The 13,824-nt window shown below is 61.2% G+C and carries 13 protein-coding genes; 3 read left to right on the forward strand and 10 right to left on the reverse strand.

The features are described 5' to 3' along the window. Positions 1 to 5 precede the first annotated feature (5 nt). A complete protein-coding gene (gene cadR / locus ACIPOO_RS08425) occupies positions 6 to 464 on the forward strand; it encodes a Cd(II)/Pb(II)-responsive transcriptional regulator (protein WP_274134989.1) in 459 nt (152 codons plus the stop codon). A gap of 180 nt (positions 465 to 644) precedes the next feature. Here the strand turns inward: cadR and ACIPOO_RS08430 are convergent, their stop codons facing one another. The 5 genes from ACIPOO_RS08430 to ACIPOO_RS08450 all read right to left on the reverse strand — a co-directional run bounded on the left by ACIPOO_RS08430 (position 645) and on the right by ACIPOO_RS08450 (position 6,396). After that, positions 645 to 2,093 (reverse strand): catalase, encoded by a 1,449-nt coding sequence (locus tag ACIPOO_RS08430; protein WP_400605829.1) that lies wholly within the window; start codon positions 2,091 to 2,093, stop codon positions 645 to 647. A gap of 258 nt (positions 2,094 to 2,351) precedes the next feature. After that, a complete protein-coding gene (gene cfa, locus ACIPOO_RS08435; protein ID WP_274134991.1) occupies positions 2,352 to 3,509 on the reverse strand; it encodes a cyclopropane fatty acyl phospholipid synthase in 1,158 nt (385 codons plus the stop codon). A gap of 361 nt (positions 3,510 to 3,870) precedes the next feature. Beyond that, positions 3,871 to 4,704: a thymidylate synthase gene (locus ACIPOO_RS08440; RefSeq protein ID WP_400605832.1), complete on the reverse strand. Its 834-nt coding sequence runs from the start codon at positions 4,702 to 4,704 to the stop codon at positions 3,871 to 3,873. 58 nt (positions 4,705 to 4,762) lie between these two features. Beyond that, positions 4,763 to 5,575 carry a prolipoprotein diacylglyceryl transferase gene (gene lgt, locus ACIPOO_RS08445; RefSeq protein ID WP_400605834.1) on the reverse strand — a complete coding sequence of 271 codons (813 nt, stop codon included), beginning with the start codon at positions 5,573 to 5,575 and terminating at the stop codon, positions 4,763 to 4,765. A gap of 38 nt (positions 5,576 to 5,613) precedes the next feature. Next, on the reverse strand, positions 5,614 to 6,396 hold the full coding sequence (locus ACIPOO_RS08450; RefSeq protein ID WP_400605837.1) for a sulfite exporter TauE/SafE family protein: 783 nt from the start codon (positions 6,394 to 6,396) through the stop codon (positions 5,614 to 5,616). 114 nt (positions 6,397 to 6,510) lie between these two features. Between ACIPOO_RS08450 and ACIPOO_RS08455 the strand changes: the two genes are divergently transcribed. Beyond that, entirely contained in the window at positions 6,511 to 7,257 is a 747-nt protein-coding gene (locus tag ACIPOO_RS08455) for an NRDE family protein (RefSeq protein WP_400605840.1), read from the forward strand. Between the two features lie 201 nt (positions 7,258 to 7,458). Here the strand turns inward: ACIPOO_RS08455 and ptsP are convergent, their stop codons facing one another. Both ptsP and ACIPOO_RS08465 read right to left on the reverse strand, forming a co-directional pair. Next, positions 7,459 to 9,738, reverse strand: coding sequence for a phosphoenolpyruvate--protein phosphotransferase (ptsP, locus tag ACIPOO_RS08460; protein WP_400605842.1), 2,280 nt, complete (start codon positions 9,736 to 9,738; stop codon positions 7,459 to 7,461). 21 nt (positions 9,739 to 9,759) lie between these two features. Further along, positions 9,760 to 10,239: an RNA pyrophosphohydrolase gene (locus tag ACIPOO_RS08465; protein WP_062379340.1), complete on the reverse strand. Its 480-nt coding sequence runs from the start codon at positions 10,237 to 10,239 to the stop codon at positions 9,760 to 9,762. Positions 10,240 to 10,403: 164 nt separating this feature from the next. On the opposite strand from ACIPOO_RS08465, the gene ACIPOO_RS08470 reads away from it, so the two are divergent. After that, entirely contained in the window at positions 10,404 to 11,060 is a 657-nt protein-coding gene (locus ACIPOO_RS08470; protein WP_400605844.1) for an HAD family hydrolase, read from the forward strand. A gap of 109 nt (positions 11,061 to 11,169) precedes the next feature. Here ACIPOO_RS08470 and ACIPOO_RS08475 read toward each other — a convergent pair whose 3' ends face one another. The 3 genes from ACIPOO_RS08475 to ilvA form a co-directional block, all read right to left on the reverse strand. Then, positions 11,170 to 11,637, reverse strand: coding sequence for a DUF2269 family protein (locus ACIPOO_RS08475; protein ID WP_400605847.1), 468 nt, complete (start codon positions 11,635 to 11,637; stop codon positions 11,170 to 11,172). Between the two features lie 35 nt (positions 11,638 to 11,672). Beyond that, positions 11,673 to 12,101 (reverse strand): DUF2269 family protein, encoded by a 429-nt coding sequence (locus ACIPOO_RS08480; protein ID WP_400605850.1) that lies wholly within the window; start codon positions 12,099 to 12,101, stop codon positions 11,673 to 11,675. 176 nt (positions 12,102 to 12,277) lie between these two features. Then, on the reverse strand, positions 12,278 to 13,792 hold the full coding sequence (ilvA, locus tag ACIPOO_RS08485) for a threonine ammonia-lyase, biosynthetic (RefSeq protein WP_400606350.1): 1,515 nt from the start codon (positions 13,790 to 13,792) through the stop codon (positions 12,278 to 12,280). Positions 13,793 to 13,824: the final 32 nt, after the last annotated feature.

Below are 13,824 nucleotides of genomic sequence, written 5' to 3' on the forward strand. Positions count from 1 at the left end.
TCCTCATGAAAGCGTCTTTCAAGATTGGCGAACTGGCAAAACTCACTGACTGTGCCGTGGAAACCATCCGCTATTACGAGCGCGAGGGCCTGTTGTCCGAGCCTGCGCGCAGCGAGGGCAACTACCGGCTTTACACCCAGGAGCATGTCGAGCGGCTGACCTTCATCCGCAACTGCCGCAGCCTGGACATGACCCTCGACGAAATCCGCAGCCTGCTGACCTTGCGTGACAGCCCCCAGGATCAGTGCCAGAGCGTCAACTCGCTGATCGACGAGCACATCCAGCACGTCAGCGCCCGCATCGTCAGCCTGCAAGCCTTGCAGGCGCAACTGGTCGACCTGCGCCAACGTTGCAGCGAAGGGGCACCGGATCATTGCGGGATTCTGGATCGGCTGGAAGTCAGCGGCAGCGTGGTTACGCCGGAAGTCGAGCATTCCCACGTGGGACGTAGCCACGGCCATTGACTGGCCGGCACCACATCCCTGTAGGAGCGCGCTTGCCCGCGACTGCGGTGTGTCAGCGAACCTATCCGTATCTGACACACCGCAGTCGCGGGCAAGCGCGCTCCTACAGGGGTGCGGCGTCAGGAATAACAAAGCCCCCACCCTGTCGTCAGAGTGGGGGCCTTTTGTTTCAGCGTGAGATCAACCGTGGTGAATACGCTCCACCGCCTCGGTCACGCCCGCGCCGTATGCCGGGTCCGCCAGGCCACAGTGCTTGATGTGCAGCGCGATCACCGGCGCCGACACGCCGCGCAGGGCGCGTGCGGTGTTGTCGAACAGCGACTGTTGCTCTTTCGGGCTCATGTTGCGGAACAGGTTGCCCGCCTGGGAGAAGTAATCATCGTCCACACGATGATTCCAGTGCCCCGCCGCGCCTTCGATGGACAGCGGCGGCTCGCGGAAATCAGGCTGCTCCTGGAACGCGCCCTTGGTGTTGGGCTCGTAGGAAGTCATGCCGCCACGGTTGCCGTCGATGCGCATCAGGCCATCGCGGTGGTAGCTGTTCACGTGCAGCGCGGCTTTGGGCGAGTTCACCGGGATCTGGTGGTAGTTGACGCTCAAGCGGTAGCGCTGGGCATCGCCGTAGGAGAACAGGCGGCCTTGCAGCATCTTGTCCGGCGAGAAGCTGATACCGGGCACCACGTTGGACGGCGCGAACGCTGACTGCTCGACATCGGCAAAGTGGTTGTCGGCATTGCGGTTCAGCTCGAAGTAGCCCACTTCGATCAGCGGGTAATCCGCCTTCGGCCAGACTTTGGTCAGGTCGAACGGGTTGATGTGGTACGAGCCCGCTTCCTTCTCCGGCATGACCTGCACGAACAGTTTCCAGCGCGGGAAGTTGTTCTGCTCGATGTTGTCGTAGAGGTCGCGCATGTGGGATTCGCGATCCGCACCGGCCACCGCTTGCGCCTCGGCGTCACTCAGGTTGGCGATGCCTTGCTGGGACACAAAGTGAAACTTGACCCAGAAGCGCTCATGTTGCGCGTTAAGGAAGCTGTAGGTGTGGCTGCCGAAACCGTGCATCTCGCGGAAGCTGCGCGGAATGCCGCGTTCACTCATCACAATAGTGACCTGGTGGAACGACTCGGGCAGTTGGGTCCAGAAGTCCCAGTTGTTTTCCGCGCTGCGCATGCCGGTGCGCGGGTCGCGCTTCACGGCGTGGTTCAGGTCGGGGAATTTCAGTGGGTCACGCAGGAAGAACACCGGCGTGTTGTTGCCCACCAGGTCCCAGTTGCCTTCTTCGGTGTAGAACTTCAGGGCGAAGCCGCGAATGTCGCGCTCGGCATCGGCTGCGCCGCGCTCACCGGCCACGGTGGAGAAGCGGGCGAACATTTCAGTCTGCTTACCGACCTGCGAGAAGATCTTGGCGCGGGTAAAGCGGGTGATGTCGTGGGTCACGGTGAAGGTGCCGAACGCGCCCGAGCCTTTGGCGTGCATGCGGCGCTCCGGGATCACTTCACGGTCGAAATGCGCCAGTTTTTCCAGGAACCAGACGTCTTGCAGCAACGCCGGACCATGAGGGCCTGCGGTCTGGATGTTCTGGTTATCGGCTACCGGGGCGCCGAAAGCGGTGGTCAGTTTGTTGCTCATGATCGTTTCTCCACAGGTCGCGTGTCTTGTTCGATGTGGAGAACGATAAGCAAATGCGGGCCGGGAAGCTCATTGGGAGTCCGCACTGGGTTGATAGAGACGATTAATAGAAAATCGATTGATCGATAGCAAAGAACGACGAACGGATAAACGCCTGTAGGAGCGCGCTTGCCCGCGATTGCGGTGTGTCAGGTACGGATATCTTTGCTGACACACCGCGGTCGCGGGCAAGCGCGCTCCTACAGTGGATGACGCACCTCAAATCTGGCTGCGATGGTAACCGTGCGGCACGCCGCCTTTGGACAACACCCACTGCCACAACTGGATATCCCGGGCGCGGAAGGCGCCGGCGCAGGACAACAGGTAATAACGCCACATACGATAGAAACGGTTGCCCAGTTGCGCTTCGAACTGCGGCCAGGCCTTCATGAAGTTGTCGTGCCAGGCCATCAGTGTCTTGTCGTAGTCCGAACCGAAGTTGTGCAAGTCCTCAACCACAAACAACCCGTCCATGGCATCGCCCATCTGGCCGATGGAGGGCAGGTCGCCGTTGGGGAATATATATTTGTCGATCCACGGGTCAGGATAAGAGTTGCGCTGGTTCTTGCCGATGGTATGCAACAGGAACAACCCGCCAGGCTTCAAACAGCGATGGGCCAGTTCCATGTATTCGCGGTGGTTCTTGCGACCCACGTGTTCGAACATACCCACACTGGCGATGGCATCGAACTGTTCATCCAGTTCGCGGTAGTCCTGGAAACGAAACTCCAGCGGCAGGCCTTTGTAGCGCTCTTTGGCCCAGGCGATCTGCTCTTTGGAGATACTCACCCCGACGGCCTCGACACCGTAATGCTCGGCGGCATAGCTCATGAAACTGCCCCAGCCACAGCCGATGTCCAGCACCCGCATGCCCGGCTTGAGCTGCAGTTTGCGGCAGATCAGGTCCAGCTTGGCGGCCTGGGCCTCTTCCAGCGTGGTCGCGTTTTCCCAGTAGCCGCAGGTGTAGGTCATGCGTGAGTCGAGCATCTTCGAGTAGAACTCGTTGCCCAGGTCGTAGTGCACCTCGCCCACGGTCTTGGAGCGCTTGATGTTCTGCCGGTTCATGAACTTGGCCATGAGCGCGTAGAACACCAGCCGAAGTGGCTTCACGTCATCGGTCATGCCGGTTTTCAGCAGGCGATGAAAGAATTCATCCAGATGCTCGCTGTCCCACTGGCCGTCCATGTAGGCCTCACCCAACCCCAGATTCCCTTGCGCAAACGCCCTCTCGATCACCCCGGGGCCGTTGAAGCGGATGTCCGAAGGGGCAGATCCGTTGATCTGGATACCGGCTTCATTGAGGATCCGTGCAGCGGTGCGATAGAGACCGGAGGTGTGGTCGGAGTAGGTGTCAGTGCTGAAGTTCGTCGTGGTCATGGATGGTTATTTCCAAACGCGTGTCAGGCTAAAGACTTATTGGTAGACCTCGACTATATGTCAAACAAACCATGAAATTAAACTCAATAGTCTCAATATATAGATTGAAAATATCTATCGCGTTCATTTTATTTACAACCGTGCAAAACACTTATTACGTAACTGCAACAATACGAACTTCAATTAACCCTACATATGAAACAGCTATTGAGGGTTTAACCGGTTCGAACATAGCGAGGGGTTAGGGAGGGCCTAATAACGTAGGAGCGCGCTTGCCCGCGAAAGGGTAAGTCGGTGACGAACATATTCACTGACACACCGCCTTCGCGGGCAAGCGCGCTCCTACAGCGGGCGATGCAAATCAGACGGCGACGGGCGCCTTGATGCTTGGATCGGCGTCGTAACCGGCGATTTCGAAATCCTCGAAACGGTAGTCGTAGATGCTGTCCGGGCGGCGGTTGATCTTCAACTGAGGCAGCGCCTTCGGCGTGCGGGTCAGTTGCGTGGCGATCTGCTCTTCGTGGTTCGAATAGGCATGGGTGTCACCCAGGCTCACGATGATCTCGTGCGGGATCAGGTCGCACTGCTGCGCCAGCATGTGGGTCAACAGCGCCAGGGCAGCGATGTTGTACGGCAAGCCCAGGAATACATCGGAGCTGCGAATGTACAGCTGCATCGACAGCTTGCCGTCAGCGACGAACGCCTGATACAGCAAATGGCAGACTGCAAGCGCCTGGCGCCCGGCCTTGACGTTTTCCTGGGGCGAGAGCTTCTCGTCCGGCAGGTACTCGGTGTTCCAGCCGTGAAACAGGATGCGGCGGCTGTTGGGGTTGTTCTTCAGGCAGTCGACCATGTAGTCGATCTGGTTGATCTTGCCGCCGTCCTTGGTCGGCCAGCCGGTCCACTGCGCGCCGTACACCGGGCCCAGGTCGCCCTCTTCGGTGGCCCACTCGTCCCAGATGGTCACACCGTTTTCGTTGAGCCATTTGGTATTGGTGTTGCCGCTGAGCATCCAGATCAGCTCGTTGGCGATGCTCTTGAAGTGCAGTTTCTTGGTGGTCAGCAACGGGAAGCCGTCGGCCAGGTTGTGGCGGATCTGACGGCCAAACACCGCGGTGGTGCCAGTGCCGGTGCGGTCGCCCTTGCGGGTGCCGTTGGCGATGACGTCCTGTAACAGCTCAAGGTATTGCTTCATGCCCTAAGGCCCTCTGTATCGGTGAACCGGCCGGGCGCGCAGGCCCGGCGATTCGAAATCAAACGGCTGCCTTGTTGGCAGCAGGCGCGCGGTGGTAGGCCAGCCAGATCAGCACCAGGCCGCCGATGATCATCGGCAGGCTGAGGATCTGGCCCATGGTGACCCAGCCCCAGGCCAGGTAACCCAGTTGGGCGTCCGGTACACGTACGAACTCCACGACGAAACGGAAAATGCCGTAGAACAGCGCGAACATGCCGGAAACGGCCATGGTCGGGCGCGGCTTGCGCGAGAAGAAGTAAAGAATGGCGAACAGTGCCACACCTTCCAGCGCGAACTGATACAGCTGCGACGGATGGCGCGGCAACTGCGCAGGATCGCTGAACGGCGGGAAGACCATCGCCCACGGCAGATCGGTCGGCTTGCCCCACAGCTCGCCATTGATGAAGTTGCCGATGCGCCCGGCACCCAGGCCGATCGGCACCATCGGCGCGATGAAGTCCATCAGCTGGAAGAACGACTTGCCGTTGCGCTTGCCGAACCAGTACGTCGCGATCATCACGCCGATGAACCCGCCGTGGAACGCCATGCCGCCCTTCCATACCTCGAAAATGAGCAGGGGGTTGGCGATGTAGTTGGGCAGGTCATAGAACAGCACGTAGCCCAGCCGCCCGCCGACGATCACGCCCATGGCGACCCAGAAGATCATGTCCGAGAGTTTTTCCTTGGTCCATGTCGGGTCGAACTTGTTCAGGCGGCGCGAGGCCAGGAACCAGGCACTGCCGATGCCGACTAGGTACATCAGGCCGTACCAGTGAATTTGCAGCGGACCGATGGCCACGGCTACCGGGTCAATCTGCGGGTAAGGCAGCATTGCGACTCCTCAGGTTGGTGTGCTCACAGAGCGACGAATCAAATCAGAAAACTGGTACCCACGACCACCAGCAACAGGGCGAACAGTCGTTTCAGCATCCTGGGTGACAGCTTGTGGGCCAGCTTCGCGCCGAAACGGGCGAAAAACATGCTGGTGACCGCAATGCCAATCAGGGCTGGCAGGTAAACAAAACCGAGACTATGCGATGGCAACAACGGATCGTGCCACCCAAGAATCATGAAACTTATCGCACTGGCCACCGCGATGGGAAAGCCACAGGCCGATGAGGTCGCCACGGCCTGCTGCATGGTCAGACTGCGCCAGGTCAGAAACGGCACGGTCAGCGAGCCGCCGCCGATGCCGAAAATCGCCGAGGCCCAGCCAATCACCACGCCAGCGGCGGTCAGCCCGCCCTTGCCGGGCACGCCACGGCTGGCCTTGGGTTTGACGTCCAGCGCCATCTGGATGGCGACCAGAATGGCGAATACGCCGATGATCTTCTGCAGGTTCGGCCCGGCAATGTAGCTGGCGGTGAGCGAACCCAGCCCCGCGCCGATCAGGATCCCCACGGTCATCCACCCAAAGACCGCCCACTGCACCGCGCCCAGGCGATGGTGGGCGCGGACCGACAGCGTCGAGGTGAAGACGATGGTCGCAAGCGAGGTGCCCACGGCCAGGTGCGTCAGGACCGAACTGTCGAAACCTTGCAGGGTGAAACTGAACACCAGCACCGGAACGATGATGATGCCGCCGCCGACGCCAAACAGTCCGGCCAGCACCCCGGCGCACGCGCCCAGAGCCAGATACAGAAGAAATTCCATGGGACTCTCCGAAAATCAGAGCGGCATGTTACCGGAGCAGGCCATCGCGCTCTAGCGGTGAGCGATGGATGCCAATCGCGGGTATGCGTAAAGTGACCGAAAAAAGGAGGCCACATGTGCCTGATCGTCTTCGCCTGGCGCCCTGCCCACCCTCAGCCATTGATTCTAGCGGCTAACCGCGACGAGTTTTACGCCCGCCCCACCTTGCCGCTGGCGCAGTGGGAACATGCCCCTGGCGTCTATGCCGGGCGGGATCTGGAAGCAGGCGGCACCTGGCTTGGGGTCAGTGCCGAGGGCCGGTTTGCGGCGCTGACCAACATCCGCGATCCGGGCAAGCCGCTGGGACGGCGCTCACGAGGGGAGCTGGTTGCTCAGTTTTTGAGCGGATCGATGTCGATTGAGGATTATCTGCGGGAGGTCGCAGGTAGAGCGGCGGAGTATGGCGGGTTCAATCTCCTGGTGGGCGATCGGCAGGAGCTGCACTTTCTCAACGCCGCGCAGCCCGTGCCCCGGCGGCTGGAGGCGGGGGTGTACGGGGTTTCCAATGCCGGGCTCGATACGCCTTGGCCCAAGCTGGTCAAAGCCCGAACGGCGCTGGCCGGGCACCTGGATACGCCGGAGCCGGAAGCGCTGTTCAGCTTCCTCGCCGACCCTGAGCCTGCCAGTGAAGCCGAACTGCCGAATACCGGCGTGGGGCATGCGACGGAGAAGCTGCTGTCCAGCGTATTCATCGCCAGCCCTAACTACGGAACACGGGCGAGCACCGTGCTGATCGTCTCGGCCGATGGCGGGCGCAGGATGGTGGAGCGCAGTTTCGGGCCCTATGGCGGGAGGTTGGGCGAGGTGGATCTACAAATCTGACGCCCCCCCCAATGATCGTTCCCACGCTCCGCGTGGTTACGCTGCACCGGACGCTCTGCGTCCAGGCTGACGCAGAGCGTGGGCACGATCAGCATTCCCCCTGTAGGAGCGCGCTTGCCCGCGACTGCGGTGTGTCAGCGAACCCATTCGTCACGGACACACCGCGGTCGCGGGCAAGCGCGCTCCTACAAGGTGACGCGGTCAGTGGCCTTTGACTGGCGAAGGATTGATCATCCGCGACAGGCCAAGATTCCTCAGGGCCAACTGCAACGAGCTGCTGATAACCTGCGGATTGTCGTTCTTCATCAACTGCTCCAGCAGCTCCTTGGCCTTGCTCAGGTTGATCTGGCGCAGCATCCATTTCACTTTCGGCAAGTTGGTGGCGTTCATCGACAGGCTGTCGAAGCCCATCGCCATCAACAGCACCGCCGCCGCCGGATCACCGGCCATCTCGCCGCAGATACTGACCGGCTTGCCTTCGGCATGGGCGTCGCGCACCACGTTTTGCAGCGCTTGCAGCACCGCCGGGTGCAGGTAGTCGTACAGGTCGGCCACACGCGGGTTGTTGCGGTCCACGGCCAGCAGGTACTGGGTCAGGTCGTTGGAGCCCACCGACAGAAAGTCCACCTGACGCGCCAGCTCGCGGGTCTGATAAACCGCCGCAGGAATTTCGATCATCACCCCCACCGGCGGCATCGGCACATCGGTGCCTTCGTCACGCACTTCACCCCAGGCACGGTGGATCAGGTGCAGGGCTTCTTCGGTTTCATGGGTGCCGGAGATCATCGGCAGCAGGATGCGCAAGTTGTTCAGGCCTTCGCTGGCCTTGAGCATCGCGCGGGTCTGCACCAGGAAGATTTCCGGGTGATCGAGGGTCACGCGGATGCCGCGCCAGCCCAGGAACGGGTTGTCTTCCTTGATCGGGAAGTACGAGAGCGCCTTGTCACCGCCGATGTCCAGCGTACGCATGGTCACCGGCAGCGGATGGAAGGCGGCCAGTTGTTCGCGATAGATCGCCAGCTGTTCCTTCTCGCTCGGGAAGCGCTGGTTGATCATGAACGGCACTTCGGTGCGATACAGCCCCACGCCCTCGGCGCCACGCTGCTGCGCGCGGGCCACGTCGGCCAACAGCCCGGTGTTGACCCACAGCGGCATGCGGTGCCCGTCCAGCGTCACGCAAGGCAGTTCGCGCAGGGCGTCCAGGCCTTGGGAGAGTTGGCGTTCTTCCTCGACCACCACCGAATACTGCTTGCGTAGGACTTCGCTGGGGTTGGTGTAGACCTCGCCATGGTAGCCGTCGACGATCAGATCGATGCCATCGACCTTGGAATACGGCAGATCCACCGCACCCATGACGGTCGGAATGCCCATGGCCCGGGCCAGGATCGCGACGTGGGAGTTGCCCGAACCCAGTACCGACACCAGGCCGACCAGCTTGCCTTCCGGAACCTCGCCGAGCATGGCCGGCGTCAGTTCTTCGCTGACCAGAATGGTGTTGTCGGGGTAGACCAGCGCCTGCTGGCGCTCTTCCTGCAGATAGGCCAGCAGGCGACGGCCCAGGTCCTTGACGTCCGACGCGCGCTCGCGCAGGTAATCGTCGTCCATCAATTCAAAGCGGCTGACGTGCTCGTTGACCACCGAACGCAGCGCGCCCTGTGCCCATTGCCCGGTCTTGATGACGTTGGTGACTTCGCTGCCCAGCGAGGCATCGTCGAGCATCATCAGGTAAACGTCGAACAGCGCACGCTCTTCCGGGCGCAATTGAGTGGCCAACTTCGCCGAAAGCGTACGCATATCGCTACGAACGCCTTCGAGAGCGTTCTTGAAGAGTTTCAGTTCGGCATCGATGTCGGTGACGGTCTTGTCCGGCACCACTTCAAGGTCGGCCGGGGGCAGCATGACCACCGCCGTACCCACCGCCGCACCGGGCGAACCGGCCACGCCGACGAACTTGGCTTCCTGGATACCCTTGCCCTGACGCCCCAGGCCGCGAATGGAACCTGTGGCTTCAGCGTGGGCGATAACCCCGGCCAATTGCGCGCTCATGGTGACCAGGAAGGCTTCTTCGCCCTCGTCGAACTGACGACGCTCCTTTTGCTGGATGACCAGAACGCCGACTACGCGCCGATGGTGAATGATCGGCGCGCCGAGGAATGAGGCAAAACGTTCTTCGCCGGTTTCGGCAAAGTAGCGATAACGAGGGTGATCGGCGGCGTTTTCCAGGTTCAGCGGCTCTTCGCGCGTACCGACCAGGCCGACCAGACCTTCATTGGGCGCCATGCTGACCTTGCCGATGGAGCGCTTGTTCAAGCCCTCGGTGGCCATCAACACGAAACGATTGGTTTCGGGATCGAGCAAATAGACCGAGCAGACCTGGCTGCTCATGGCCTCTTTGACGCGTAACACAATAATCCCCAACGCCGCCTTGAGATCCTTGGCGGAGTTAACTTCCTGGACGATCTTGCGCAGCGTATTGAGCATGGCTCGGGGTCGAACTCCGTGTCAGTCGCGCGCCAACAGGCGCGGGGCAAGCTCTTTGAGTGCGCGGCGATACACTTCGCGCTTGAATGTCACCACCTGGCCCAACGGGTACCAATAGCTGACCCAGCGCCAGCCATCGAACTCCGGTTTACCGGTCAAATCCATCCGCACCCGCTGCTCGTTGGAGATCAGGCGCAGGAGAAACCATTTCTGCTTCTGGCCGATGCACAGCGGCTGGCTGTGGGTACGCACCAGACGCTGCGGCAGACGATAGCGCAGCCAGCCCCGGGTGCAGGCAAGAATTTCAACATCGTGCCGTTCCAGCCCGACTTCTTCGTTCAATTCGCGGTAGAGCGCGTCCTCCGGCGTCTCCTGAGGGTTGATCCCCCCTTGCGGAAACTGCCAGGCATCTTGGTTGATACGGCGAGCCCATAAAACCTGGCCAGCATCATTTGTCAGAATTATCCCGACATTAGGGCGGAAACCATCGGGGTCGATCACGGCTACAACCTCGCAAACGCATGTCGCCGCATTGTTCCACAAAGATCGTGAAGGCAGCAACGAGGCGGCGACAGCTTATCGCGACAACCGCATTAATAGATGCAGTCTCTCGAAAAAACCTCGTATTCTTGTGCTCTTTTTCCAGTCATTTCAGCGAGTAACCCATGCGCCTGGCTTTATTCGACCTCGACAACACCCTTTTGGGCGGTGACAGCGATCACGCCTGGGGTGACTACCTGTGCGAACGCGGCATCCTCGACGGGGCCGCCTACAAAGCGCGCAACGATGCCTTCTACCAGGACTACCTGGCCGGCACCCTGAACCTGACCGACTACCTGAATTTCAGCCTCGAGATTCTGGGCCGCACCGAGATGGCACAACTCGACGAATGGCATGACGATTTCATGCGTGACTGCATCGAGCCGCTGATTCTGCCCAAGGCCATGGCCCTGATTGCCAAGCACCGCGATGCAGGCGACAAGCTGGTGGTCATCACCGCGACCAACCGTTTCGTTACCGCGCCCGTGGTTGCCCGCCTGGGGATCGACACCCTGCTGGCCACCGAGTGCGAAGTGGTCGATGGCCGCTACACCGGTCGTACCACCGATGTGCCGTGCTTCCGTGAGGGCAAGGTGACGCGCCTGAACCGCTGGATCGAGGAAAACGGCTTCAATCTGGACGACAGTTATTTCTACAGCGACTCGATGAACGACCTGCCGCTGCTGGAGCAAGTCGCCAACCCGGTGGCGGTGGACCCTGACGAGAAGCTGCGCGCTGAGGCGACCCGCCGCGGCTGGCCGGTGATTTCGTTGCGCGATTGATTACGTCTTCGCGGGCAAGCGCGCTCCTACAGCTGATCGCATTTCTCTGTAGGAGCGCGCTTGCCCGCGACGGCAATGGGCCAGACGACAATGATCGCCCGCCGACCTCTCACACAGGCTTGGCCACCATCAGATAGAAGATGGCCGTAAAGGAAAAGAACGCAGGCCACGCCAGGCCAAACCACCAGCGCATATAAACAGTCGCCTTCATCGGCATCGCCGTACCCTCCTCCAGCGCCCGATCCGCCATGTTGCGCACCCTGATCTGCAGCCACACCACCGGCAGCCAGCAGATTCCCGCCAGCACATACAGCCCGAAACTCCACATCAGCCAGCTCTGATGGGGCGGCCAGCCCGCGAGCAACACCAGCCCCAGGCCACTCAATGGCTGGAAAATCGCGGTGGTGGTGGTGAAGGCCCAGTCAGCGAAGACTAGATGCCTGAAGGTCACCGCGATGACCTCGACCTTGCCCGTGCGCCAGGCCCGCAGGGCGTAATAGGCAGAGCCTGCGCCGAGGCCGAACAGAATCGTGGATGACAGGATGTGCAGGGTTTTGAGCAGCAGGTAAGCACTCATCGAGGCGGTAGAGTCCGAAAATTGCGCAAAAAAGGTTAGACCGGCTTGGCGCCCATGAGCCCGGCGATGGCGACGAAACAGACGACGCTGAAGACAGCCAGCCCCAGAGTGAATTTCGGATTGCCGACAATCACCGGCTTGCGCAGTCGATTGACCCGCACCGCAAGCCAGGCCCAGCTCAGCGCGCCGAGGGTATACAGAATGCTGGCCGCCAGCAGCCACATCTGCCCCAGCGACCAGCCCGCGTAGTGCACCAGCCACCAGCCGCTGATCGGCAGGGTCAGCAGGCACAGGCCCATCAACAGCCAGACGAACACCCAGGGCCGCTGCATGGCCCGGTTCTGCACGGTCAGATCACCAGCCTTGCGCCCACGAACGATCCAGACGATCAGCGCCAGCGCACAGATGAACAGCAGCGCGGTGCTGGCCATGTGCAGGATTTTCAGTGCAGCGAAGTGTTCCATGGCGTATGCGTCCTTAGTTGAGCAGCATTTTTAGCGTAGCAGTCCGGCTTGCCGGCGAGGCGTGGTTCTCGCCCTGTAGGAGCGCGCTTGCCCGCGACCGCGGCGTGTCAGACAACATTGATGCGACAGAGACACCGCCGTCGCGGGCAAGCGCGCTCCTACAGGGTTGCGTCGAGTCAGCCGAGGAACAGCTTGTACGCCGGGTTATTCGTCTCATCCCAATACGGATACCCGATCTCCTCCAGCGCCTTGGGCACCAGGTGCCGCTCTTCCTCCGGCACTACCAAGCCTGCGACAACCCGGCCATCCGCCGCGCCGTGGTTGCGGTAGTGGAACATCGAGATATTCCACTTCCCGCCCAGCTTATTCAGGAAGTTGAACAGTGCTCCCGGCCGCTCCGGGAATTCGAAGCGCAGCACCACTTCATCGCTGACCCGCTCCGAATGCCCGCCCACCATGTGCCGCAAATGCAGCTTGGCCAGTTCGTTGTCGGTCAGGTCCAGCACCGGGAAGCCCTGCTCGGTGAGGCTGGCGATCAGCGCCTTGCGCGGGTCGTTCTCGGGGTGGGTCTGCACGCCGACGAAGATGTGCGCCTCGCGGTCGGTGTGGTAGCGGTAGTTGAATTCGGTGATCTGGCGCTTGCCCACGGCCTCGCAGAAGGCCTTGAAACTGCCAGGCTGCTCGGGGATGGTCACGGCAATGATCGCTTCGCGGCCTTCGCCCAGTTCGGCGCGTTCGGCGACGTGACGCAGGCGGTCGAAGTTGACGTTGGCGCCGGATTCGATGGCCACCAGGGTCTGCCCGGTGACGCCGTATTGCTCGACGTATTTCTTGATCCCGGCTGCGCCCAAGGCGCCGGCAGGCTCGGTGATCGAGCGGGTATCGTCGTAGATGTCCTTGATCGCCGCGCAGATTTCGTCGGTGCTTACGGTAATCACTTCATCGACGTAATCCTTGCAGATGTCGAAGGTGTGCTGGCCGATCTGCGCCACCGCCACGCCATCGGCAAACAGCCCGACCTGCTGCAGCACCACGCGCTCGCCGTAGGCCATGGCCTGTTGCAGGCAGTTGGAGTCGTCCGGCTCTACGCCGATCACCTTGATCTCCGGGCGCAGGTACTTCACGTAGGCCGCGATGCCCGCAATCAGCCCGCCGCCGCCCACCGGCACGAAGATCGCGTCCAGTTTGCCCGGGTGCTGACGCAGGATTTCCATGGCCACCGTGCCTTGGCCGGCGATGGTGTCCGGATCATCATAAGGGTGGATATAGACGTAGCCCTTTTCCTCGACCAGCTTCAGAGAATGCGCCAGGGCTTCAGGGAAAGAGTCCCCGTGCAGCACCACTTTTCCGCCACGAGAGCGCACGCCTTCGACCTTGATCTCCGGGGTGGTCTTGGGCATGACGATAGTGGCCTTGATCCCCAGCTTCTTCGCTGCCAGCGCCAGGCCTTGCGCATGATTGCCCGCCGAGGCCGTGACCACGCCACGTGACAGTTCCTCCGCGCTCAACTGCGCCAGCTTGTTGTAGGCGCCGCGAATCTTGAAGGAGAACACCGGTTGCAGGTCTTCACGCTTGAGCAACACCTGGTTGCCGAGCCGCTCTGACAACTGGCGGGCGCCCTGCAACGGGGTTTCCACGGCGACGTCGTAAACGCGGGAGGTGAGGATTTTCTTGACGTACTGTTCGAGCATCGGGAGGGCATCACTGGCGAAAAGGGGCAAGG

The sequence above is a fragment of the Pseudomonas sp. NPDC090201 genome (genome assembly GCF_044746825.1).
Classification (GTDB): Bacteria; Pseudomonadota; Gammaproteobacteria; order Pseudomonadales; family Pseudomonadaceae; genus Aquipseudomonas; species Aquipseudomonas putida_AD.